Source organism: Streptomyces maremycinicus (assembly GCF_001184025.1).
Taxonomy (GTDB): domain Bacteria; phylum Actinomycetota; class Actinomycetes; order Streptomycetales; family Streptomycetaceae; genus Streptomyces; species Streptomyces maremycinicus.
On record NZ_BBYG01000019.1, the window covers coordinates 296966 to 321096 of the forward strand.

Annotated in this window: 19 protein-coding genes; 6 read left to right on the top strand and 13 right to left on the bottom strand. The window is 71.6% G+C overall.

The genetic code is table 11. From position 1 onward, the window contains the following. Positions 1-112: 112 nt before the first annotated feature. The 5 genes from AOQ37_RS30230 to AOQ37_RS30250 form a co-directional block, all read right to left on the bottom strand. Positions 113-1366 carry an OmpA family protein gene (locus AOQ37_RS30230; protein ID WP_062648925.1) on the bottom strand — a complete coding sequence of 418 codons (1254 nt, stop codon included), beginning with the start codon at positions 1364-1366 and terminating at the stop codon, positions 113-115. Beyond that, on the bottom strand, positions 1363-2265 hold the full coding sequence (locus tag AOQ37_RS30235; protein ID WP_062648927.1) for a hypothetical protein: 903 nt from the start codon (positions 2263-2265) through the stop codon (positions 1363-1365). The genes AOQ37_RS30230 and AOQ37_RS30235 overlap by 4 nt, the downstream gene beginning before the upstream one ends. Positions 2266-2328: 63 nt before the next feature. Next, positions 2329-4674 carry a hypothetical protein gene (locus AOQ37_RS30240; RefSeq protein WP_062648929.1) on the bottom strand — a complete coding sequence of 782 codons (2346 nt, stop codon included), beginning with the start codon at positions 4672-4674 and terminating at the stop codon, positions 2329-2331. Continuing rightward, entirely contained in the window at positions 4671-5324 is a 654-nt protein-coding gene (locus AOQ37_RS30245) for a toll/interleukin-1 receptor domain-containing protein (protein WP_062648931.1), read from the bottom strand. The genes AOQ37_RS30240 and AOQ37_RS30245 overlap by 4 nt, the downstream gene beginning before the upstream one ends. A gap of 284 nt (positions 5325-5608) precedes the next feature. After that, complete coding sequence (locus AOQ37_RS30250) at positions 5609-6937, bottom strand: helix-turn-helix domain-containing protein (RefSeq protein ID WP_063781192.1); 1329 nt, start codon at positions 6935-6937, stop codon at positions 5609-5611. Positions 6938-7169: 232 nt separating this feature from the next. Between AOQ37_RS30250 and AOQ37_RS30255 the strand changes: the two genes are divergently transcribed. Then, complete coding sequence (locus AOQ37_RS30255) at positions 7170-8279, top strand: winged helix DNA-binding domain-containing protein (RefSeq protein WP_062648935.1); 1110 nt, start codon at positions 7170-7172, stop codon at positions 8277-8279. 158 nt (positions 8280-8437) lie between these two features. On the opposite strand, the gene AOQ37_RS30260 is transcribed toward AOQ37_RS30255, so the two are convergent. The 3 genes from AOQ37_RS30260 to AOQ37_RS30270 form a co-directional block, all read right to left on the bottom strand. Then, the gene (locus AOQ37_RS30260) at positions 8438-9229 is read right to left on the bottom strand and encodes a S1 family peptidase (protein ID WP_057605978.1); all 792 of its coding nucleotides are present in this window, start codon (positions 9227-9229) and stop codon (positions 8438-8440) included. Between the two features lie 294 nt (positions 9230-9523). After that, positions 9524-12343, bottom strand: coding sequence for a helix-turn-helix transcriptional regulator (locus tag AOQ37_RS30265; protein WP_062648937.1), 2820 nt, complete (start codon positions 12341-12343; stop codon positions 9524-9526). Positions 12344-12567: 224 nt separating this feature from the next. Continuing rightward, complete coding sequence (locus AOQ37_RS30270; RefSeq protein WP_062649042.1) at positions 12568-13428, bottom strand: helix-turn-helix transcriptional regulator; 861 nt, start codon at positions 13426-13428, stop codon at positions 12568-12570. A 194-nt stretch (positions 13429-13622) separates the two neighbouring features. Here AOQ37_RS30270 and AOQ37_RS30275 point away from each other — a divergent pair, with 194 nt between their 5' ends. Both AOQ37_RS30275 and AOQ37_RS30280 read left to right on the top strand, forming a co-directional pair. Beyond that, positions 13623-15299: an AMP-binding protein gene (locus AOQ37_RS30275; RefSeq protein ID WP_062648939.1), complete on the top strand. Its 1677-nt coding sequence runs from the start codon at positions 13623-13625 to the stop codon at positions 15297-15299. Then, entirely contained in the window at positions 15296-16927 is a 1632-nt protein-coding gene (locus AOQ37_RS30280) for an AMP-binding protein (protein ID WP_062648941.1), read from the top strand. The genes AOQ37_RS30275 and AOQ37_RS30280 overlap by 4 nt, the downstream gene beginning before the upstream one ends. A 126-nt stretch (positions 16928-17053) precedes the next feature. Here the strand turns inward: AOQ37_RS30280 and AOQ37_RS30285 are convergent, their stop codons facing one another. After that, positions 17054-17863 carry a hypothetical protein gene (locus AOQ37_RS30285; protein WP_062648943.1) on the bottom strand — a complete coding sequence of 270 codons (810 nt, stop codon included), beginning with the start codon at positions 17861-17863 and terminating at the stop codon, positions 17054-17056. A 202-nt stretch (positions 17864-18065) separates the two neighbouring features. Here AOQ37_RS30285 and gcl point away from each other — a divergent pair, with 202 nt between their 5' ends. Then, positions 18066-19850: a glyoxylate carboligase gene (gene gcl, locus AOQ37_RS30290; RefSeq protein WP_062648945.1), complete on the top strand. Its 1785-nt coding sequence runs from the start codon at positions 18066-18068 to the stop codon at positions 19848-19850. Between the two features lie 88 nt (positions 19851-19938). Here gcl and AOQ37_RS30295 read toward each other — a convergent pair whose 3' ends face one another. The 4 genes from AOQ37_RS30295 to AOQ37_RS30310 form a co-directional block, all read right to left on the bottom strand. Further along, on the bottom strand, positions 19939-20622 hold the full coding sequence (locus tag AOQ37_RS30295) for a TIGR04222 domain-containing membrane protein (protein ID WP_267888023.1): 684 nt from the start codon (positions 20620-20622) through the stop codon (positions 19939-19941). A gap of 73 nt (positions 20623-20695) precedes the next feature. Next, the gene (locus AOQ37_RS30300) at positions 20696-20944 is read right to left on the bottom strand and encodes a hypothetical protein (RefSeq protein ID WP_062649044.1); all 249 of its coding nucleotides are present in this window, start codon (positions 20942-20944) and stop codon (positions 20696-20698) included. Between the two features lie 543 nt (positions 20945-21487). Further along, positions 21488-22399 (bottom strand): 2-hydroxy-3-oxopropionate reductase, encoded by a 912-nt coding sequence (locus AOQ37_RS30305; protein ID WP_062648949.1) that lies wholly within the window; start codon positions 22397-22399, stop codon positions 21488-21490. 25 nt (positions 22400-22424) lie between these two features. Beyond that, positions 22425-23246, bottom strand: a complete 822-nt coding sequence (locus AOQ37_RS30310; protein WP_062648951.1) for a TIM barrel protein — start codon at positions 23244-23246, stop codon at positions 22425-22427. Between the two features lie 226 nt (positions 23247-23472). Here AOQ37_RS30310 and AOQ37_RS30315 point away from each other — a divergent pair, with 226 nt between their 5' ends. Both AOQ37_RS30315 and AOQ37_RS30320 read left to right on the top strand, forming a co-directional pair. Further along, positions 23473-23757, top strand: a complete 285-nt coding sequence (locus AOQ37_RS30315; RefSeq protein WP_062648953.1) for a thiamine-binding protein — start codon at positions 23473-23475, stop codon at positions 23755-23757. Beyond that, positions 23754-24122 (top strand): helix-turn-helix domain-containing protein, encoded by a 369-nt coding sequence (locus tag AOQ37_RS30320; protein ID WP_062648954.1) that lies wholly within the window; start codon positions 23754-23756, stop codon positions 24120-24122. The genes AOQ37_RS30315 and AOQ37_RS30320 overlap by 4 nt, the downstream gene beginning before the upstream one ends. The last annotated feature ends 9 nt before the right edge of the window (positions 24123-24131 follow it).

The window sequence follows — 24131 nt, forward strand, 5'->3', positions numbered from 1 at the left end:
GTTTTCTCCGACGAGGGGGAGGAGCGGCCTGGTGCAGGGTACGGGCGCGTCGAGGGGATCCGTCCGTCCGGAACCGTTGCTGCCGTTTACGTTCATGGTGTGATGTCCGACCTCACTTCCAGAAGACGCGGACGTCCACACGGCGGTCGCACTGCAACCGCTCCTTCGCGGACATGTCCTCGGTGGATCTGACGGCGGAGCATCCCGGGGACACACCCCGGCCGTAGGCCGAGACGTGCGACTCGGGCACCCCGTGCGCGACGAGCACCTCGGCCACGGCGTCCGCGCGGCTCTGCGAGAGCGACCGGTCATTGCCTGATCCGCCGCGCGGGTCCACGTAGCCGTCGACCTCGACTCGGTCCAGCCCCGGTGTGGTGCGGGCCCGGACCGCTATGCCGGTGAGCGGCGCCGTGGCCGCCGGACGCAGCCGTGCCGAGTCGGTGTCGAACAACGCGGCGCCCGGCAGGGGGTACGTGCGGGAGCGGCCGTCTCGGTACGGCACCACCGGGTCGGCCGGGACCTGACCGGTCGAGTCGGGTGCGTGCGCCGAGCCGACCGGGGTGTCGCTGGTGGTACACGTCGTCCCGGTGCCGCCCGCACGTTCGCAGAGCGTCTTCCAGAGGCGGGCCAGCCAGGCGCGCTGGGCCTGGTTCGCCGACGGCTGCTCCCCGGCCGAGTGACCCAGACCCACGAACGTGACGTCGACGCCGCCGAGGTCGGGCAGTTCGGCGAACTCGCCCTGGGTGGCGCACACCGACACGATGGCCTCTATCTCCGGCTCGGAGCCGAAAACGGCCGGGCGAAGATCGGCACACCCGGCGGTCGAGAGCCCGTCGCTCAGCACCACGAGCCGCCGTGGACCCTCGACATCGTGGAACAGGCCGGCGCCGGTCCCCAGCGCGGCCAGGACATCGGTGCCCCCGTTCGCGGGGACCGCACGCTGGGCGGTGGTGACGTCGTCGGTGAGGCAGCCGATCGCGCCGTCCCGGTTGCTCTCCCGGTTGCCGGAGCTGCGCGCGCTCCGCTTCCAGTCGGCGGACCTGTTCCGGTAGACCCAGTCGACGTCGCCGGGGGTGCCCGCGAAGGTTCCGACGGAGAAGGTGTCGCCCGCTTGGACCCGTTCCTTCAGCAGGGCATCGATCGCCGGGGCGTAGTCGAGGCCCCCGGCGTCGGACGCGCTGCCGCGTACGGACGCCGAACCGTCGACGAGAATCACGGTGCCGCCCGCATCGGAGGCGGGCGCCTGGTCCTTCATCCAGTCGCAGCCGGCCTTCGGGTCGTCCGTGCCGCAGCCGGCCAGCAGACCGGCGAGCAGGACGACGGGTGCCAGGGATCCGGCCGCGCGGGCGACCAAGGAGGTCCTCACAGGTCCGATCCCTCCGCCATGACGACGCCTCCGCCCCAGGAACCCGGGTTGAGGCCCATCTCCATACGAAATGCGTAGATCGCCGTGTCGTATGCGGCCGCGAACTCATACATGCCGGAACGCTGATGTGCGCTGCTCGCGCCCTCGAGTGCCTGGAGCAGCGCCTGGACGCTGGTGAGCCGGTCCTTGTGCAGGGCCGACATCACCATGTGGAAGTCCGCGTCGGCGAAAGTGGCGGCGAACGGCACGAGCAGGCGCCGCTTGTGCGCGTCGAGTTCGCCGAGCAGTTCCAGGTCCTTGATCACTTCGAGCCAGGCCTCGGTGAGCTCCCGCGCCCGCTTCGCCCTGAACTCGCCGACCCGAAGCGTCTCCTTCAGCGTCAGCTCCTCCAGGTGGTACTTCAGCACGTGGTCACGTACGGCCGGATCCACCCGCACCCGGACCGACGGCGTGCAGCGGACAAGACCCTGCGTGTCGTCGAAGCACCAGTTGCCGTCCGTCGCGAGCTTGGCGTTGATCGCCCGCTCGGCGGCTACCGGGTCGTCCGGAGCACAGTCGCGCGCGGTGGTCCAGGCGACCCGGAGCAGTTCCTCCCGCGCCGTCGCCTCGTGCTGGCGGACCCGCGTCCTCAGCGTGTCCCGGGACATCTCCCTGCTGCTCCACCGGAATGTGGGGAACACCTGGAAGGAGAACACGTCGCCGTGGGCCGCCATGGCGAGAGGGCTCTCCTGAGGTGACGACTGCACGGAGACCTTCTTGCGGGGTACCGGTCCGTCGGTCTCGTCGTCCGACCAGGTGTCTTCCGTCTGCGTCTCGCCGTTGTCGTCATACATCGAGCGCCACCACTTGCGCACCGCTTCGCGTACCGTGGCGAACAGACCTTTGGGTCGTCGTCGCATGAATGATCCTCCTGTGACTGGTTCGGCGGGGACATGGGGCGTGGGTGTGTAGGGGACCGGTCCTCAGGGCCGCTGACGCCGATGGATCGCGCGCAGGACGCGCCGTACGCAGGTGGAGGCCGGGTGTTGCCGGGCCATGCGGGCGACATGGAAGTCGGCCCGGCGGAGGAGCTCGGCAGAGGAGAAATCCGGTACGAACCCCTCCAGGAACAGGCACAGTTCCCCGTCCCTGTCGCCGGCCAGCAGCCACTGCTCCAGCAAGGCCCACGCCAGCCCCGAGTAGGCCGGGTCGACCAGCGCGTGCTGCCACAACAGCAGCAGGGACGCGGCCCGTTCGGGGTCGGCCATGGCCTGGCCGACGAGCGCCGGCCGGGACGGCAGCTCCGGCCCGACGGCGTACGGGCCGAGCACGATCAGGGTCCCGACCGCGTGCCGGAGCGGGGACGCGTCGTTGTCCGGATGCCGGACCCACCGGCCGAGTGCCTCGGCCACCGGCTCGGCGCCGTCGGGCGTCAGAAACAGCGCGGCGGTCGCGTAGGCGACGGAGGCGTAGCGGACGGGTGTGCGCCGGCCGCCGAGTTCCTCCAGCGCCCGCAGTGTGCCCCGAACGTCCCGGGTGCCCACCACGGTGCCGTAGGTGCGGGCGGCGCTGTCCTGGAGTTGTGGTGAGGGGCTGCGGGCCCAGTCGGCGACCTGCCGATCGATCCGCGCCGTCAGCCACGGGTCCTCGGCCCCGACGGCCACCGCGAGGGCCAGGGCGGCGTACTGCCGGTCCCGCGCCGACTTGCTGCGGGCCCAGAGCTGCACCAGATCCCGGTAGACGCTGTCGAAGTCGTGGCGCAGCAGGAGGCCGGCGATGACCGAGGCCCGTGACCGGACTCGTTCCAGCCGGTCTTCGGTCAGCTTTTGCAGCCACCGCAACAGCGGTGCCCGCAGCCACCCCGGTCCGTGCCAGACGACCTCGATCAAGCTCGCCATCAGCTCCGGCTCCGCCAGCCGGACACGGCGCGGATTGTCGGTCCCGGGGTCCGGCGACGCGGCGACGCCCGCGCCGGACTCGGCCAACCGGTCCAGAGCAAGGTCGAAGACCCGGCGCTCAGGGGCGGCTTCCCGGGTCTCGGCCCGCCGCACCTCGTCACAGAGCAGTGTTCCCACGCGGATGAAGTCGGACAGCGGCAGGCCGTCACAGAGGACGTAGGCGATGCGCAACGGCTGTTCATGAGGGTCGAGAACGTTCGCGGAGGCGGTCAGGCCGAGCAGGTTCCGGGCCAGGGTGCGCAGCCGGTTGCGCCAGGCGCCGAACGCCTGGCCGAGTTCCTCCGGGGGGCGGTGCAGGAAGGTGGCCAGCGTGCCGGCCAGCGACACGGCCTCACGGACCGGCAGGTTCGCACCGAGTTCGTCGTTCACGCGCGGGTCCCGAAGGACGTCGCGCAGGAACTCGCGCAGAGCGTGCTGCGGGCAGTGGTCCCCCGTGTGCTCCTCGGCACGGTGCCGCTGAAGCGCGGACTCCAGATGCGCCTCGAGCACCTGCTTGAGCTCGGGGCCGGTGTGCCGGAACGCATACGGTGACAACGTGTCGATCTCGGCTCCGGCGCCTTCCGCGATGAGTACCACGGATGCCCCGATCGAGCCGGCTCGCAGCGCCAGCAACTCAAGCGTGGCCGGTGTGGGGAGCTCGGTGCCCAGGTCCAGCACGACGCCGTACCCCCGGGTGAGATGCAGGTCGGCCTGCTCGGCCAGCGCCTGTGCCAGCCCCGTACCCCCGCTGTACAGCACGGCGACGCGGTCGCCGGCGCAGGCGTCGGCCAACAGGACCCGGGCCGTGGTGTCCCGTCCGCTCCCCTTCGGCCCGATCAGGAGGACGAGGTGGCTCCTCTTCAGGCAGTCGGCCATCATCGGGTGATCGGGGACCGGTCGGTGCAATCGGTGGCGCTGCTGGATGTCGTCGGAGGCCAGCGGCGTCTGCTGGAACTCGACGGGCTGAGGGCCGTTCAGGTTCAGGGAGAACGCCGTGTTGTTGTGGCCGCCGTGGACATTCGCGTTGCCGGTGGCATGGCGGATGATGAAGGAGAAGTTCTCGGGGGAGATCTGCTCGTCCGTGTCGCCCTCGTCCCGGGCGGCCCGCGGTGACCGAAGCCCGGGCAGCTGTGTGCCGGAGGAGCGCGAGGCGCCCCCGGCCTCCTGGCGGTCGTCCCTGACGCCACCGTCGTCGCGATGTCTCGCGGGTTCGCGTTCGTCGGAGGACGCTTCCGCGCCGCCGCCTTGTCGCGGGTCGTGCGGGACAGGGCCCGGCTCACCGGCGCCGTCGTACTGGTGCGGGAGTTCCGCGACGGGCAGGTCCGGTTCGGAGGCGGCGGGGCCGGTCTCGCTCCCGACGCCCTCCGCCGGGAGTTCTGGACTCGTGCTCACGGGCGCCCCTGGTCGTCGTCCTCGGGGACGGATGCGGGGGTCCTGGCGGCGGAGCCGTGGTTGTTGATCGTGTTGCGCGAGCCACCGTAGATGTGGCTGCCGCCGCTGATCCGGTCGATGTTGAAGGTGGTTGCGCCGTCTGCCCCTGTGCCTTCGCTCTCGCGGTTGCTCCGCGCGTGACGTAGATCGGGGATCGTCCTGCGGATCGCGGCGATGAGGGGCGGGAGGTCGATGTGTTCCTGGTGCGGCCGGAAGTAGCACGCCTGATGGTGCGTCAAGGCCTGTAGTTCGGAGGGGAGTTCACTGGTGTCGGGGAGTCGCGCGTTGTCGATCAGGACGGGAATGACGGGCGTCTCGTAGGCGAGGGCGAGAGCGATCTCCTTGCGGACCCAGTCGTTTGCGTCGTCGATGTAACGCCGGCCGGCGTTGTCCTGCACGGATGCCCAGCGGGATCCCATGACCGCGAGCAGGAGGTCGCACTTCCTGACGGCTCGTTCGAGTTGCTTCCGGTAGTCGAGGCCGTGGAGGAGGCTGCGCTGGTCCCGGAACACTGCCTCCGCGCCGAACTCGTTCCGGAGTGCGCTGTCGAGTTGCGGGCCGACACAATCCGTGTCCGCGCGACGGAAGTTGATGAAGATGTTGGGGGCCATGCTGCTCCTCGTTCTGTGCGGGAGGGGATGCGGCGGCTCGCCCGCGGCGGCATCGGGCATGCGCGAGGCCGCCGCGTGGCTGAGCAAGGTGGGTGAACCTGACGTTTTCAGCCGTCTGGAGGGCGGTCAACGGTGTTGCCTGGGGACACTTCCGTCGGCAACAGGACACAGGCGGCCGCGGGGACACGCGTGGGGGCGGGAGGTGACGGGGGAGCCCGGCCGCACGGGAGATCTCGCGAGGCCCGTGTCCGACCGGCCCGCAGCGGGAGTGCCGCGCGGGCAGGTCAGACCCCGGAGCCTCCGTGCGGGTGCGGTACAAGGTTGCCGCTCAGGCTGGCGGCGATGACGGGAAGGACATCACGGGCCGCGGCGTGTCTGTTCCGGCTGGTCAGCGCCGACCGGAGTTGTCTCACGTCGGTCCGTACGGTGGCCGAGTCGGTCGTCACGACGTCGCGGGCCACGGACTCGGCCACCACGCAGGCGCGCTCGATCTCGCCAGCGTCCACCAGGGCCAGGGCCAGCCGCGCTCCGTGGCGGGCCCTGGCGCGCGCGGCGTGCGGCGCGATGGCGTGCTGGCCGGTGTCGAGCAGGGTGACCGCGGCCTCCGGTCGGCCGAGCTCCCTCATGCACCAGGCTGTGACGAAGGCGGTGAGGTCGGGAAGATGCGTGCCGCCCAGGGCCGGATCGCCGTCCCCGTGCGGCCACGGCTCGTTCATGAGGTCGGCGCCCCGGTCCAGGGCCCGGCGGCAGGCGTCCTCGTCGCCGAGAAGCGCGTGTCCCTGAGCCTCGCGCTGCGCGGCCAGTGCCCGGATACGGCGGCCCCCGGCTCGCGTCTCCGCAGCCCTGGCAAGTGCGACGGTGGCGTGCGAATCATCCTGATACAGGGCGAGTTCGGCCCGCCGCAGCAAGGTGTACGCCACGAGCTCCTGGTCGCCGACGGCCTCGGCGAGTTCGGCCGACTGGTCGGTCCAGCACCGTGCTGCCCGATCGTCACCGGCCTCCTGCCACATCCAGCCCGTGTACTCGGCGAAACGTGCGGCGAGCCGCAGGACGGCGCCCCGGTGCGCGAGCGGAGTGCTGCGCCCCAAGCCGCGGAGAGTGGCCGTAGCCGCCGTGCTCAGGGGGAGTACCACCGCCGGGCCGGAGAACTGGCCGAGCCGGCGGTATTCACGGAACAGGTTCTGGAACACCGGCAGTGCCGCTTCCACCGTCGCGGCCTCGTGCCCGCCGAGAGTGATGGCGGTGTGCGCCACGACCGCGGGCGCCCTGCCCGTCGGCGAGGTGACCGGGCCGAGGGATGTGAAGTCGCTTTCTCCGTCGTCGTGCAGATGGAACGACCAGGAGACGGCGTCCATCGGTGCGGACGAGAGGAAGTCCCCGTTCCGGCTTTCGGACGGTCCCGGTGCCAGCAGCGCGGCGAGTTCTCCCTTCGCGCGAAGCTTGGCGTCGAGCGCTCGGGCGATCCTGCCCGTGGGTGTGGCGAGTCCGCGCTCGATCTTGCTCAGGTACGACTTCGAGATGTAGACGTCAGCGGCCAGTTGGGCCAGCGACATCGCGGACTCGTGCCTTTTCCGGCGCAGTTCTGGGCCGAAGTCCGACCGGGCTGGTGACATGGTGACTCCCCGCCTTGCTCCGTTGCTGGACGGAGTTTGCCACACCTCGAAAGAAGATCATCCATTAAATTAATATATGCGAAAGCTAGTCCGAATAATGCCGCTCTTTCCGATAGTCAGTTCGCGTGTGGGTGACGTCCACACGACTCCGGTATCCACCACGGGCCCGACCGCGCCGACGCGAGCGCATTGCGGACCGAAGGTGTCCGCGACCCCCGCTACGTTGCCGTACATGACGAAGACGACGTACCCCGCGGGTCCCGTGCTCGGCGCTCGTGCTCTCAACCGTGCCACCCTCGAACGGCAGTTGCTGCTGCGGCCGTCGTCGATGTCCGCGGGGGCCGCCGTGGAGCATCTGCTGGGGCTCCAGGCGCAGAACGTCAAGCCGCCGTACTACGCGCTGGCCGCGCGTCTCGACGGGTTCGCCCCGGAGGAACTGTCGACGCTGATGGCCGACCGGGACGCGGTCCGTATCGTCAGCATGCGGTCCACCATCCACACCCACACCGCCGACGACTGCCTGTCGCTGCGGCCGTTCGTCCAGCCCGCGCGCGACCGGGAGCTGACCTACTTCCGCAAGGGCCTCGCCGGAGTCGACCTGGACCGGCTCGCCTCCCTCGCCCGCGACCTCGTCGAGACCGAGCCGCGCACCATGAAGCAGCTGCGCGAGGCGCTCGCCGCCGAGTGGCCGGACGCCGACCCCTCCTCCCTCGCCGTCGCCGCCCGCTGCCGGCTGCCGCTCGTCCAGGTCACCCCGCGCGGACTGTGGGGCAGGAGCGGGCAGGTCACGCTCACCACCGCCGAGCACTGGCTGGGTCGGCCCGCCGAGCCCGCCCCGACGGCGGACTCCGTCGTCCTGCGCTATCTGGCCGCCTTCGGTCCGGCCTCCGTCAAGGACATGCAGACCTGGGCCGGCCTGACCCGGCTGCGCGATGCCTTCGAACGCCTGCGCCCGCGCCTGCTCACCTTCCGCGACGAGCAGGGCGTCGAACTCTTCGACCTCCCCGACGCGCCGCGCCCCGATCCGCGCACCCCGGCCCCGCCCCGCTTCCTCCCGGAGTTCGACAACCTCCTCCTGTCCCACGCCGACCGCACCCGGGTCGTCCCGGCCGAGTACTGGGGCCGCTCCTGGCAGGGCAACCAGGCGTACTGCACCCTCCTCGTCGACGGCTTCCTGGCGGGCCTGTGGAAACGGGAGCAGGACACCCTGGTCGTCGAGCCCTTCGGCACCCTGACCGCGGCCCAGCGGCGGGAGGTCACCGCCGAGGGCGAGCGGATGCTGGCCGTCATGCACCCGGGGCAGCCCGGTGACATCCGCTTCGGGACCGTCGTACGGCCGTGACCGCGCGCTCCGCCGGCGGACGACGAGAAGCCCCCACCGGAGGCCGGTGAGGGCTTGGAGAGGGGGCGCTGCGGGCCGCTCGTGGAGGCTCGCAGCGCCCCCCGGTCTTTCCCTGAGGGGTGCTCAGGAGTTCTCGGAGACTGCTAGGCGGTGACGGGCTACGAGTTGACCTGCGTCGTCACCAGGCTGGAGAAGGTGGTCAGCCGGGTGTAGACACCCGGGTAACCGGCCTCCGCGCAGCCCTCGCCCCAAGAAGTGATCCCTGCCAGGACGCCCCCGATGAGCAGGGGACCGCCGCTGTCGCCCTGGCAGGTGTCTACGCCGCCGGATGTGTATCCGGCGCAAACCATGTCGGTCGCGACGAAGTCGGAACCGTAGGAGCTCTTGCAGCTGGTGTCGGACACGATCGGGACGGTCGCGGTCCGCAGCTGGTTGGAGGAGCTGCCGTTCTCCGAGGTGGTGCCCCAGCCGATGATGCGGGCGGTGGCGCCGGTCGCGTACACCCCGGTCTGGGAGGAGGAGACGTACGACGCCGTGGTGTACGGCATCGACGTCGACAGGGTCAGGACGGCCACGTCGTCACCGTTGGTGGCGTCCGTGTAGTCCGGGTTGATCCAGATCTTGCTGACCCGGCTGACCGTGCCGTTGGTGCCGTTGAGGTAGGTGCGCCCACCGACGACGCGCACGCTGCTCGTGGTCTCGCCGACCATGCAGTGGGCGGCTGTGACCACCTTGGTCGCCGAGACGAGGGTGCCGCCGCAGAACTGGTTCTGCGAGGCGTCCGTGATCTGCATCATGAACGGGTACGTCGTGGTCGTGGTCGTGGTGCCGCCGACGATCGGCTGGGGCGCTGCGACAGCGGTGGGGGCGCTGAGCAGTGCGGTCGCCGCCGCCGCGGCGGTCGCCGCGAGGACGGCGGCGGGTTTCTTGAACCGGTTGAGCCCGAACATGGATCTCCTCGGTGGGGGTTGCCGGTGGGGGGTCGCGCGGGCGTGGGGGGTGACACGGGGGTCGCGGGACCGACCCCCGTATGCCCGGGCGAGCGGCACGTCCCTTAAACTAGGACCCGGCACCCGTTCCCCCCAATGAGGGAACCCCCTAAGGGAGTTGGGGCAGGGAAAACCCTCGGTCGGCTCAGGAAAGCCCCAGCCGCCGCCGAAGGGTCCCTCAGCGAACCCGGCGCGCGGGGCCCCGCACCCGCTACGGGCGGGGAGCCCCTGAGGGGCAGTTAACCCGCGGATTCCTCACTTCGCGTGACGCCCCGCCGCCAGTCGGACGATGTCCACCCGCGAACGGATCCCCAGCTTGCGGTAGACCCGGGTCAGGGTCGCCTCGACCGTCTTGACGCTGATGAACAGCCGCGCGGCGATCTCCCGGTTGGTCGCCCCCTCCATGACGAGCGCGGCGACCTGACGCTCCATCGAGGCGAGCCCCTCCAGCGCGTCGGACGGGGGAGCCGTCTGCCGGGGCACGGCGGCCGTCCCGGGGGCGGCCGCCGCGGCCGCCGCCTCCACCTGGCGCAGCCAGGGCAGCGCCCGGCAGCGCCGGAACAACCGTGCCGCCTCGTCGTACGACGTCGGCCCCGGCCGCCCGGTGCGCAGCACGGCCACCGCGAACGCCGCCCGCGCCTCCTCCAGGCCGTACCCCAGCTTGGCCAGCCGGTCCTGAACGGACGTCAGCCGGGACAGCGCCGCCTCGTGGTCGCCGAGCGCCGCCCGCACCATGGCCTCCGCCCGGTCCAGCACGGCCAGCACGCTCTCCCGGCCCAGCCGGAGCGCGTGCTCGCGGGTCACGTCGATGACGTCCTGTGCCTCGCCCGGCTCGCCGACCCGGACCAGCGCCTCGGCGAGGTCGCCCTGCCAGCGGCCCCGGGCGGGGTCGGTGATGCCGAGCCCGAGCTCCAGCTCCCGCACCCGCCGCAGCGAGCCGACGGCGCCCGCCGCGTCCCCGGCCACCAACTGGGCGTGGCCCAGCGCGGCCAGCGCGCGGGAGACGTACATCTGGTCGCCGTCCTCCTCGGCCTTGCCCGCAGCCTCACGGGCCAGCGCCAGGGCCCGGTCGACCTCACCCCCGGAGGCCTCGGCGAGTGAGGCGAGCATCGCGGAGGCACCCAGCCCGATGCCGGAGTCCCGGGCCAGCCGGAGGCTCTCGCGGGCCAGGTCGAGGGCGCGCCCGCAGTGCCCGGAGCGCAGTTCGGTCTCGGCGAGGAAGCGCTGGAAGTGCACCTCGCTCTCGACCATGCCCCGCCGGCGCACCTCGCGCAGCAGCGCGGTGATGGTCGCCCGGGCCTCGGGCAGCTGATCGCTCATCATCAGCCAGCGGAACCGGGCGGCCCCGACGCCGTTGTGATGGCACGCCACGTAGGGGTCCTGGGGTTCCCTCAGGGCCCGCTTGATGGTGGCGGGGGCGTTCGGGTGGCCCATCAGGGTCTCGGTCGAGGCCTGGAAGGAGAGCGCCATCAGCTCGGTGCGCCGGTCGCCGCCGCGGGCCGCCAGGTCGGCCGTGTGGGCGGCCTCCTCGCGGGCCTCGGCGAAGTCGCCCTCCACGATCAGCTTGCGCCAGGCCAGCCGGTAGTGGACCAGGGCGAGCAGCCGCGGGTCGTCTCCGGCGTCGGCGAGGGCCTGCGGGAAGACGGCGTCGACCTCGCCCAGCGACTGCCCGGCGGCCTCGATCACCACCTCCCAGGCGCGGATCCGTTCGGCGGGCACGGTCGCCCGGGTCAGCACCTCGCGCGCGATGTCCCGGGCGAGGTCCACCTCGCCCGCGGTGATGGCGTCCTCGGCGGCCTGGAGCCGCCGGTCGTCCGGGGCCGGAGTGCCGTCCGGCGGGGTGTGCCGGGCGGCGAGCAGCCCGAGGGAGGCGGCGACCGAGGGGGCGCCCCGGTCGCGGGCGAGCGCGGCGGCCTCGGCGAGCCGGGCGGCGACCTCGGGGTCGGTGCCGGTGGTGGCCAGGGCGAGGTTGCGGGCCCGTTCGATCGGATCGGAGGCGGCGGTGGACAGCGCGGCGTGCGCGGCCCGGCGCTCCTGGGCGGGCGCCTCCGCGTACAGCGCGGCCGAGATCAGCGGATGCGCGAACCGTACGGCGGGACCCTCGGGTTCCGTCGCCAGCAGCCCGAGGGCCGCCGCCCGCGCGGTCTCGGCCTCGGCGTTCTCACGGCCGGCCGCGTGCAGCAGGGCCAGCGTGGGGCGGGCGCCGGCGCTGGCCACGAGCAGGGTACGGCGGGCGTCGTCGGACAGCATGTCGAGGCGGCTGAGGACCAGGGCGCGCAGCGAGGTCGGCACCGGGAGGGGCTCGCCGGGCCGGGGCGGCGTCGGGCTCTCGCCGAGGGCGCGGCCCAACTCCAGGGCGAAGAGCGGGTTGCCGCCGCTGGTGCGGTGGATCTCCCGCATCGTCGAGCGGGGCAGGTCGCAGTAGCCGCGGTGGTCGAGCAGCGCGGAGACCTGGGCGCGGGAGAGCGGGTTGAGCCGGACGGCGAGGGTGTCCGGCGGGGACGCGCGTAGATGACGGTCGTACTCCTGGTCCTCGGTCCGCACCGCGCACAGCAGCTGGACGGGGGTGTCACCGAGGCGGCGGGCGGCGAAGCCGAGGAGTTCGGCGCTGGCCGAGTCGAGCCACTGGAGGTCGTCGGCGACGAGCAGGACCGGGCCCGCGGCGGCGAGGGCGCGCAGGGCCGACAGCACGGCCAGCCGCAGGGCGAGCCCGTCGCGCTGGAGGGTCGATTCGCCCCGGCCGGTGAGCGCCGACTCCAGGGCCGTGCGCTGGGCGACGGGCAGCTTGTCCGAGATCTCGTCCAGCACCAGGCCGAAGAGGTCGGCCAGAGCCAGGAAGGGGAGATGGGATTCGGACTCGGTCGCCGAGCAGCGCAGGACGGTGTGGGCCGCCTCGCCGTAATCCGCGGCCAATGCCCGCAGCACGGTCGACTTTCCTATTCCGGCCGGGCCGTGCAGCAGCACACTGCCACCGCGCGTCAGCTGGTCACGGGCGGCCGTGAACAGTTCGTCCCTGCCGATGACCAGGTCGGGGCGGCATCTGGCAGGCTCCTTGAAGTCCCGTCGCACGGTCACCGCTCCCCTCCGAGTGTCGTGTCCGGGCCAAATTCTAGGCAACGTCTCTTTGAAATTCGGAGACGCGGCGTGGTGAGGCATATAACAACGTGACGCATAGGGAAATTCATGGAGACAGCGAATGAATGGTCACATGTCGTGTGGGGCCTCCCTGGCTCGATGTGATCGCCGCTCCCGGGCATCCTGCACCGCCCGCGCTACGGGCGTGTTGCGCACCCCCGCGTTCAGGGCAGCAGGCCCGCCCGCCGGGCCGCGACCACCGCCTCTCCCCGGGTGCGCGCGCCCAGCCTGCGCATCGCCGACCTCAGATAACCCTTGACCGTCTCCGGACGCAGCCCCAGCCGCTCGGCCACCCCCGCGTTCGTCGCCCCCGCCGCCACCCACGCCAGCACGTCCAGCTCACGCGGGGCCAGGACGACCGGCTGCCCCGCCGGCCGTTGTGCCGGGCCGGCCGCGAGCAGCCCGCAGACCTCGAGGAGTTCCGCGCGCAGGACCGGGTCGGTGATCCGCGGGGCCAGGGCGCGCAACGCCGTGTGCGCCTCGCGGACCTGCTCCCGGCCGGCCCCCGCGCCCGCCTCCGCCCCCGGGCCCGCGCCCGGGGCGGCCGGCCGGGCCGCCGTCAGCAGGTCGCGCGCCTCGTCACCGACCACCAGCGCCTGCTCGACGTCCCGAGCCGCCTGCACGGCCGCGGTCAGCGTGCGGTCGCCGAGCGGCTCGGCCCTGCGCAGGGCGCCGTACAGCACCCCGCGCACCCGGCGCCGCACGATCACCGGGATCGCCAGCACCGAGCGCAGGCCCTCCTCGGCGACCGCCGCGTCGTACTCGTGGCTGATCTGCCGGGACAGGGAGTAGTCGGTCACCGCGCACGGGCGGGCCAGCGCCACCGCCTTGCCACCGAGACCGTTTCCCGAGGTCACCGCCAGGCCGCGCAGCGCGAGGCCGGCCGCACCGCTGAACTCGCTGATCCGCATCCGCTGCCGCCCCGGCTCCAGCAGACCGCCGAAGGCGACCGGCAGCCCCGTCGTCCGCCGCAGCCGCGCCAGCGCACCGCGAATCTCCACCGTTCCGGCCGCGTCTGCCGCCACGTTCTCGCCCTTTCCGCGCGGCGTGGTGCCGCACACCCCCGTCCGGGGGTAGTGAGACCTGCATCACGGATTACACGATGGCAGAGAGCCGCCCGGCAATGGTCCGGCACCACGGAGTGAGCCGCACGCGCCGACAGCACCCCCGAAGGCGCGGGCACGCAGGACCGAGCAAGCCAAGAAAGCACGGAGGACAGATGACGACGGCGACGGCGACGGAGCGTTTCCGCAGAGCCCGCGACTTCCTGCTCGAACACCGCGAGGACTACCCGACCGCCTACGAGGGCTTCGAGTGGCCCCGCCCGGAGCACTTCAACTGGGCCCTCGACTGGTTCGACGTCATCGCCGACGGCAACGGACGCACCGCGCTGCACATCGTGGAAGAAGACGGTTCCGAGACCCGGCTCAGCTTCGCCGAACTGTCCGAGCGCTCCGACCGGGTCGCCAACTGGCTGCGCGAGCGCGGCGTCGGCGCCGAGGACCGGATCCTCGTCATGCTCGGCAACCAGGCCGAACTCTGGGAGACCGCGCTCGCCGCGATGAAGCTGCGCGCCGTCGTCATCCCGGCCACCCCGTTGCTCGGCCCCGCCGACCTCACCGACCGCGTCGAACGCGGCCGGGTCCGGCACGTCCTCGTCCGCAGCACCGACACCGCCAAGTTCGACGAGGTCCCCGGCGACTACCGGCGCATCGCGGTCGGCGGCGCCCCCGAGGGCTGGCAGCGGTACGAGGACGCCTACACCGCCCCGGCCGGCTTCACGCCCGACGGCCCCACCCTGGCCGACGACCCGCTGATGCTCTACTTCACCTCCGGCACCACCGCCCGCCCCAAGCTGGTGGAGCACACCCACACCTCGTACCCGATCGGGCATCTGCCGACGATGTACTGGATCGGGCTCCGGCCCGGCGACGTGCACCTCAACATCTCCTCGCCCGGCTGGGCCAAGCACGCCTGGTCCAACCTCTTCGCCCCCTGGAACGCCGAAGCGACCGTCTTCATCCACAACTACACCCGCTTCGACCCGGCCCGGCTGATGAGCGAGATGGACCGGGCCGGGGTCACGACGTTCTGCGCCCCGCCCACCGTCTGGCGCATGCTCATCCAGGCCGACCTCAGCCAGCTGCGCGTCCCGCCCCGCGAGGCGGTGGCCGCGGGCGAGCCGCTCAATCCCGAGGTCGTCGAGCAGGTGCGGCGCGCCTGGGGGGTGACCGTCCGGGACGGCTTCGGGCAGACCGAGACGGCCGTGCAGATCGCCAACAGTCCCGGACAGGAACTGAAGACCGGCTCGATGGGCCGCCCGAGTCCCGGCTACCGGGTGGAACTCCTCGACCCGGTGTCGGGCGAGCCGGGCGCGGCGGAGGGCGAGATCGCGCTGGACCTGGCGGACCGGCCGGTCGGCGTGATGACCGGCTACCACGGCGACGCCGACCGCACCGCGGAGGCGATGGCCGGCGGCTACTACCGCACCGGCGACATCGGCAGCCGGGACGAGAACGGCTACCTGACCTACGTGGGCAGGGCAGACGACGTCTTCAAGGCCTCCGACTACAAGATCAGCCCGTTCGAGCTGGAGAGCGCGCTGCTGGAGCACGAGGCCGTCGCCGAGGCGGCCGTCGTCCCCGCCCCGGACGCGCTGCGGCTCGCCGTGCCCAAGGCGTACGTCGTGCTCGCCGAAGGCTGGGAGCCGGGCCCCGACACCGCGAAGGTGCTGTTCGAGCACTCCCGCGAGGTCCTCGCCCCCTACAAGCGCGTCCGCCGTCTGGAGTTCGCCCCGCTGCCCAAGACGGTGAGCGGCAAGATCCGCCGGATCGAGCTGCGGGAGGCGACCGAGGCGGGTTCGCCGGACGAGTACCGCGAGGAGGACTTCCGGTGAGCGAGGAGTCGTACGCCCGGGGCGAGGCCGTCTCGTACGCGCACGGGACGAGCGCCACCGCGCTGCTCGGGGACACCATCGGCGACAACCTGGACCGGACGGCGCGGCGCTGGCCGGACCGCGAGGCGCTGGTCGACGTGGTGTCCGGACGGCGCTGGACGTACCGGCGGTTCGTCGAGGACGTGGACCGGCTGGCGTACGCGCTGCTCGCGAGCGGGGTCGCCAAGGGCGACCGGGTGGGCATCTGGGCGGTCAACTGCGCGGAGTGGGTGCTCGTCCAGTACGCCACCGCCCGCATCGGCGCGATCATGGTGAACATCAACCCGGCGTACCGCACGCACGAGGTCGAGTACGTCCTGCGACAGGCCGGGATCTCCTTGCTGTTCGCCTCGCTCAGCCATCGGACGAGCGACTACCGCGCGATGGTCGAGGAGGTGCACGGCAACTGCCCGCGACTGCGGGAGACCGTGTACTTCGGGGATCCGAGCTGGGACGCGTTGCTGCGACGCGGGACGTCCGACCTGTACGAGGCTTTTCATACTCGGGTGAACGAGTTGTCCTGCGACGACCCGGTCAACATCCAGTACACCTCGGGCACCACGGGTTTCCCCAAGGGCGCCACCCTCTCCCACCACAACATTCTCAACAACGGCTACTTCGTGGGCGAGTCGATCGCCTACAGCGAGCAGGACCGGATCTGCGTCCCGGTGCCCTTCTACCACTGCTTCGGCATGGTCATGGGAAACCTGGCGGCCACCTCGCACGGCGCCTGCATCGTCGTCCCCGCCCCGTCCTTCGACCCGAAGGCCACGCTGGAAGCCGTCCAGCGGGAGCGGTGCACCTCCCTGTACGGCGTCCCGACCATGTTCATCGCGGAGTTGAACCTGCCCGACTTCGCGGCCTACGACCTCTCCTCCCTGCGCACCGGCATCATGGCGGGCTCGCCCTGCCCGGTCGAGGTGATGAAAAGGGTGGTCGCCGAGATGAACATGGCGGAGGTGTCGATCTGTTACGGCATGACAGAGACCTCACCCGTGTCCACCCAGACCCGCCGTGAGGACGACCTGGAGCACCGCACCGGCACCGTGGGCAGGGTCCTGCCGCACATCGAGGTGAAGGTCGTGGACCCGGTGGACGGCGTGACCCGGCCGCGCGGTGTCGCGGGCGAGCTGTGCACCCGCGGCTACAGCGTGATGCTCGGCTACTGGAACGAGCCCGAGAAGACCGCCGAGTCGATCGACGCGGGCCGCTGGATGCACACCGGGGACCTGGCGGTGATGCGTGAGGACGGGTACGTCGAGATCGTCGGCCGGATCAAGGACATGATCATCCGGGGCGGGGAGAACATCTACCCGCGCGAGATCGAGGAGTTCCTCTACGGCCACCCGGGGATCCGGGACGTCCAGGTCGTCGGCGTCCCGCACGAGCGGTACGGCGAGGAGGTCCTCGCCTGTGTGATCCCGGCCGACGCGGCGGCGCCTCCTTCGCTGGAGGAACTGCGCGCCTACTGCGAGGGCCGGCTGGCGCACTACAAGATCCCGAGCAGGCTGCGGATCATGGAGGCCTTCCCGATGACCGTCTCGGGGAAGGTGCGCAAGATCGAGCTGCGTGAGGGGTACGCGCGGTAGCGGGGTTTCGGTGCTCCGGGTTCCCCGGTTCCCTCCGGTTCCCTCCGGGTTCTTCATGTTCCGCGGGTTCCGCGCGTTCTCCGGGGCCGGGGCAATCCGGGGTTCCGCGTGGCGGTGGCCGTCGTCTCAGGCGCCTTCGGCGTCGAGGGCGTCGGCCGTCGCGTTGACCGGCTGCGGGGTACCCGTCAGGTCCAGGACGAAGAGCGGTACGCGCAGCAGGTCGGCCCGGGCGCGGGCGTCCTCGGCGTACCCGGCGAGGGAGAAGTAGACGCAGTCCGCGGACGCCGTCATGGCCGTCAGCCACAGACACTCCACGTCCCGCAGTGAGGCCGGCCGCACGCTGGGGTCGACCTGGGCCACGAGCCCGCGGGCGGCGAGACCGATCCCGGACGTGGGCCGCTGATCGGCCCGCCGGATGTCGTCGTGGCCCAGCCAGTTCAGGTAGAGCGCGGCGGCGGTGACCGCGTCACGAGCGGTACGGATGGCGACGGGCCGGAAGGCCCGCCGTCGCGCTGCACCAGCACCGGCACCTCCACTGGCACGATCACTGGCACGATCACCACCACCAGCACCAGCGCTGTCACCGGCACCGGCACCGGCCGATCCCGTCTCCGGCCCTGCCTCGGGCTCGGCCTGTGGCGCGGGCTCGGATCCGGGCGTGGAGGTCGGGTCGGTCACCGGGATGCGTATCACCGCTCCGCAGGCGCAGCCCAGTTCGGGGTGGGGCCACTGGTGCCGACGGTGACAGGCGGGACACCGCAGGGCGATCCACTCGTCGTCCCACGCCCGGTGGGCGACGGTGGTCGGCGCCGTCCGCCGGTCGTACACCGGCGTGACGGGAGCACCGCACACACACGGGTAGCACGGTGCGGTGTAGAGGCGCTCGCGCCGACAGGCCGGGCAGCGCACCGGCACGCTCTCGGACATGGCCCCCATGGTCCTCCTCCGGCCCCCGCTTGTCCGTCTCTTGACGACCTTCGCGCGCCCACTTACATTGTTTCCAGATAGTAGAAAGTATTTTCCGCATTACGGAAGTGTGCGGATTGCTGAAAACCGATGGAAGGGCTCACCGCGGGGCGCGACGGGAGAGCGAATCCGACAGCTGAAGCAGCTGAAGCAGTCGAAGCAGGAGTAGCCCATGGCTCGTATGACCGCTGCCCGCGCGGCAGTCGAGATCCTCAAGCGCGAAGGCGTCACCAACGCGTTCGGTGTGCCTGGCGCGGCGATCAACCCCTTCTACGCGGCGCTCGAGGCATCCGGCGGCATCCACCACACCCTCGCCCGTCATGTCGAGGGCGCGTCGCACATGGCGGAGGGCTACACCCGCACCCGCCCGGGCGCCATCGGTGTGTGTGTCGGCACCTCGGGGCCGGCCGGCACCGACATGATCACCGGGCTGTACTCCGCCATCGGGGACTCCATACCGATCCTGTGCATCACGGGTCAGGCCCCGACCGCCGTGATCCACAAGGAGGATTTCCAGGCCGTCGACATCGCCTCCATCGCCAAGCCGGTGACCAAGATGGCGGTCACCGTCCTGGAGGCGGCGCAGGTCCCCGGCGTCTTCCAGCAGGCCTTCCATCTCATGCGCTCCGGCCGGCCGGGGCCGGTCCTGATCGACCTGCCGGTCGACGTCCAGCAGACGGAGATCGAGTTCGACGTGGAGACGTACGAGCCGCTGCCCGTCTACAAGCCGGCCGCGACCCGTGCGCAGATCGCCAAGGCGCTCTCGATGCTGAACGCGTCCGAGCGGCCGCTGATCGTCGCGGGCGGCGGTGTGATCACGGCCGACGCCGCCGAACTGCTCGTTGAATTCGCCGAGTTGACGGGTACTCCGGTCATCCCGACGCTGATGGGCTGGGGTGCGATCCCCGACGACCACGAGCTGAACGCCGGCATGGTCGGCCTCCAGACCTCGCACCGCTACGGCAACGCGACGTTCCTTGAGTCCGACTTCGTCCTCGGTATCGGCAACCGCTGGGCCAACCGCCACACCGGCCGCGTCGACGTCTACACGGCCGGCCGCACCTTCGTCCACGTCGACGTCGAGCCCACCCAGATCGGCAAGATCTTCGCTCCGGACTACGGGATCGCCTCGGACGCGAAGGCCGCTCTGGAGCTGTTCGTCGAGGCGGCGAGGGAGGCGAGGACCGCGGGCACCCTTCCCGACCGTTCCGCCTGGGCGGCCGCCGCGCAGGAGAAGAAGGCGACCCTCCAGCGCCGTACGCACTTCGACGACATCCCGATCAAGCCGCAGCGCGTCTACGAGGAGATGAACAAGGCGTTCGGTCCGGAGACCCGGTACGTCACCACCATCGGGCTCTCGCAGATAGCGGGCGCCCAGATGCTGCACGTCTACCGGCCGCGCCACTGGATCAACTGCGGGCAGGCGGGGCCCCTGGGCTGGACCGTCCCGGCGGCGCTGGGCGTGGCGAAGGCCGACCCGGAGGCGCAGGTCGTCGCCCTCTCCGGGGACTACGACTTCCAGTTCATGATCGAGGAGCTGGCGGTCGGCGCGCAGCACAAGATCCCTTACGTCCACGTCCTCGTCAACAACTCCTACCTGGGGCTGATCCGGCAGGCGCAGCGGGCGTTCGACATCGACTTCCAGGTCAACCTGGAGTTCGAGAACATCAATTCGCCCGAGCTGGGTGTGTACGGCGTCGATCACGTCAAGGTCGCCGAAGGCCTCGGATGCAGGGCGATCCGGGTGACGGACCCCGCCGAGCTGGGAGCCGCCTTCGAGCAGGCCAAGAAGCTGGCGGCCGAGTTCCGGGTGCCGGTCGTCGTGGAGGCGATCCTGGAGCGCGTCACCAACATCTCGATGAGCGGCACCAATGACATCGGCAACGTGGTGGAGTTCGAGGAACTCGCCACCGAGCCGGGGCATGCGCCGACGTCGATCAGGACGCTCAAGGTCTGAGCCGTCGCGGCTCGTTGTCGCAGAGGGCGGCCCATCCACTGGATGGGCCGCCCTCTGCGTACGCGTTTTCCGCGACCGTTTCGCGCGCTCAGTCCGAGCCGCCGCCGCCCCCGCCGTCCCCTCCGCCACAGGAGTACGTCATCGTCCCGCCCGTGCCGCCGCCGCGCGGTGCGCGCCGGTGGAATCCCGTGTCCGCCACCTCGGCCCGGGCGATCAGACCCGCCCGCAGAGCGAAGCGCGCCGCCAGGACACTCAGCGCCGGTTCGCCGTACAGGGCCACCGCCATCAGGACGTCGTCCGTCGACAGCCCCTTCCGGCCGGCGGGGAGCGGATGCCCGTCCCGCAGGGCGCGCAGGGCGCGTCGGGCGGCGCGGGTCCGGCGCGGCGGAAGCGAGCGCAGCATCCGTGCCGCCACCAGCTCGGCCCGCAGTGCGGACAGCGCCTCCCGCACACCGGGCCGGGCCTCCAGCTCCGCGATGCTCGCGGGCCGCGGAAGTGCCGCGTACACCGCCTGAGGCAGGGGCGGCAGGGCCGGCTGGGCCGCCGAGGCGGTCCCCGTCACCGCCGTCGCCCGGATCCGGCACGGTCTCCCCGCGTCGGCCAGGCCGCTCAGCCGGAGGGCGAGCACGGCCACCGTCACCGCCGCCCGCGGACCGCCGCGCAGCAGCGCGACCTCGTACGGCTCGAGTCGGACCGACGTACCACCGCTCATGTCCCCACCCCCGGAGCGAGGCCCGCCGCCCCCGTGTCGGCGGGCCCCGCGTGACCACAATGTGCCCTTCCCCAGGGGTGGTTGAAGCCTGCCGACCCGAGTTCAGAGGTTGATTTGAGGTTGGCGTGCCCGGCTACTCCTCGTGGGTGTGCCCGTGCTCCTCCGACAGTCCCGGCCAGTCGTCGGGGCCGCCGCCCTGCCACTCGATGAGGTCGCTCTCCTCCACCTCGATCCGGTCCAGGTCGGCCAGGCGGAGGATCTCGACGACGTCGTCGAGGTGCGAGGCGACTCCGAGGACGGTGTCTCCCGAGGTGACCCGCCGGGACCCGTCCAGCGCCGGAGGGTGGACCACGATGTGCGGATACGGGGTCGTATTGTCCATGTTCATAACTGTATTTATATCTATATCCACGTCCTGGTCGACGCCCTTTCCGCAGGGCAACGCGCAGCGCTCCCTCGTCGGTCCTGCTGACGGGGGAGCGCTGGGGCATGGATGGCCGTCCGACGGCGCGAGGCTGGGCGCGACAGGACGTTCGCGCCGCCGGACGGAGCTTTGTCGGGCCTCGCCGGGGGCGAGGTCGGGGCAGGGACCGCGGCGGGTCGCGACGGAGCCGGGGCGGGCTTCCCTCAGGTCGAGAAGCGGGCCCCGTTCCTTCACCACCGCACTGGCTCGCTCGCCGCCGCGGTCCTCGCCCTGCCCGCGCCGGTGTCCGGCGACCACCCCTCATCCGGGTCGCACGGCACGGCCGCGGGCCGCGTGCACCTCACCATGACGTTGCGTCAGGTTCCGTGCACGAGTCTGGTGTTCGTCGTCGCCGGGACGGTGTGTGCCGGGCGTCGACAGGTTGCTCGGGAACGGTTTCCGGGCGGCGTCGCCGCCTGGGCGCGACAGGACAGATGTCAGCGACGGCGCCGCCCGGAAGTCTCAGACGCGGGCGCCCGAGAGGCGCTCCACGGCCCGCAGCAGGGCGGAGTGGTCCAGGCCGCCGTCCCCCTGTGCGCGCAGGCTCGCGACCAGCTGGGCGACCACCGCGCCGACGGGCAGGGCCGCGCCGACGTTGCGGGCGGCGTCCGTGACGATGCCCATGTCCTTGTGGTGCAGGTCGATCCGGAAGCCCGGCTTGAAGTCGCGGGTGAGGAAGTTGTCCTTCTTGCGGGCCAGCACGGTCGAGCCGGCGAGCCCGCCGCCCAGCACGTCCAGCGCCGCCTTCAGGTCCACGCCCGACTTCTCCAGGAAGACGACGGCCTCGGCGCACGCCTGGATGTTCACGGCCACGATCAGCTGGTTGGCGGCCTTCACGGTCTGGCCCGAGCCGTGCGGACCGCACAGCACGATGGTCCTGCCGAGCGCCTCGAAGAGGGGTTCCGCCTCGTCGAAGTCGCTCTGCTCGCCGCCCACCATGATGGACAGCACGGCCTCGACGGCGCCGGCCTCGCCGCCGGACACGGGGGCGTCGAGCACCCGGATGCCCTTGTCCCTCGCCGCGCGGGCCAGGTCGACCGAGGTCTGCGGGGTGATCGAGGACATGTCGATCAGCAGCGCCCCGGACCGGGCGTTCTCCAGGATGCCCTCGGGTCCGTAGGCGATGGCCTCGACCTGCGGGGAGGCGGGCACCATGGTGATCACGACGTCGGCGTCGCGGACCGCCTCGGCGACGGACCCGGCGGCCCTGCCGCCTGCGGCGGTCAGCCGGTCCAGCTTGTCCTGTTCCAGGGTGAAGCCGGTGACGTCATAACCCGCCTTGAGCAGGTTCTCGGACATGGGCGAGCCCATGATGCCGAGGCCGATCCAGGCGATCTTGGGAAGTGCGGAATCCGCGGGAAGTGCGTTGCTCATCAAGGGTGCCTCTCGGTACGGGGGGTCAGCGGGGCAGCCAGTCGAAGGCCTCGGCGCTCGGACGGTCGCCCGGCTTGTACTCGAGGCCGACCCAGCCGTCGTATCCGGCCTTCCGCAGCCGGTCGAGGAGGTCCTCGAGAGGCAGCGAGCCGGTGCCCGGCGCGCCACGGCCCGGGTTGTCGGCGATCTGTACGTGGCCGGTCCTCGACGCGTAGCGCTCGATCACCGACGGCAGGTCCTCGCCGTTCATCGACAGGTGGTACAGGTCCATCAGGAACTTCGCGTTGCCGAGTCCCGTGGCGTCGTTGACCTTGTCGACGACGCCGATCGCGGCCGGCGCGCTGACCAGCGGGTAGCGGGGGGACTCGGGCCGGTTGAGCGCCTCGACGAGGAGGATCGCGCCGATCCGGTGCGCGGCCCGGGCCGCGAGGACCAGGTTCTCCAGCGCGAGGGCGTCCTGCTCGGCCGGGTCCACGCCGTCGACGCGGTTGCCGTACAGAGCGTTGAGCGCGCCGCAGCCCAGGGACTGCGCGAAGCCGGCGGCCACGTCGATGTTGGCGCGGAACCGTTCCGACTCCTCGCCGGGCAGTGACAGGGCGCCGCGGTCGGGGCCCGGGAGCTGTCCGGCGTAGAAGTTGAGGCCCGTGAGCCGGACGCCCGCGTCCTCGATCGCCTTCTTCAGGGCATCCAGCTCGGACGGCTCGGGGGTGGGGGAGTCGATCCAGGGCCACCACAGCTCGACCGCGGTGAAGCCGGCCGCGGCGGCGGCCGCGGGGCGCTCCAGGAGCGGGAGTTCCGTGAAGAGGATCGACAGGTTGACGTTGAAGCGCTGGTCTTCGAATCCCATGGGGTTCCGCGCTCCCTTCCGTGTCGATTATTTCCGTATTGCGGAAGTTAGTTTCTGCTTATTGGAAGATTGCCGTTCGGTCGGGCGGCTTGTCAAGAGGAGGAGGGGTCGTGCCCGGGCCTGGCCGGAGTGGAACCCCGACTCCCGGGTGATCGTCGGCCCGGTCCGTTAAGGTCGGGGTCCGGGCGCCGACGTTCCGGTCCCGTTCAGAGAGGTGTGGGGCGCGATGCGACTGAAAGTGGAGTTCACCACCGAGCCCTTCGACCTCGACGAGGCACCCGCGCACGCGCTGGTCGCCCGAGAGGTGATCGAGGCCGCCGACCTCGACACGGTGGACGTCGGGCCCTTCGGCAACACCGTGGAGGGTGCCGCGGACGCGGTGCTCGCGGCCGTGGACGCCCTGCTGCGCGAGTCCCTCGGCGCGGGAGCCACCCGTATCTCGCTCCAGGTCAACGTCATCGGGGGCGCGGACCGGGACGCGGCCGGGGACGTCGTCGGGGAGGGCGCGTGAGCACCTCCGGCGACGAGGCCTTCATCGCGGCCGTGAAGCCGCTGGTCGACGCCATGGGCGGGGAGATGCTCCCGCCGGACGAGGCCGGGGTCGACGATGTCGTCCTGGCCTGGGAGGGGGTCGACACCGTGGCCGTACGCCTGCCCCAGCTCGCCGACTCCCTCGACCACATCCTCGCCGCCATGGAGCGCAGGAAGGGCAGACCGCTCGCCGACCTGGACCGCAAGGCCAAGCAGGAGGTCGTACGGATACTCGAGGCGCGTGGCGCCTTCTCCGTGCGGCACGGCGTGGAGACCGTGGCGAGCGCGCTCGGGGTGAGCCGCTTCACGGTCTACAACTATCTCAACCGGGAGAAAGAGGCCTGAGCGGCCCCT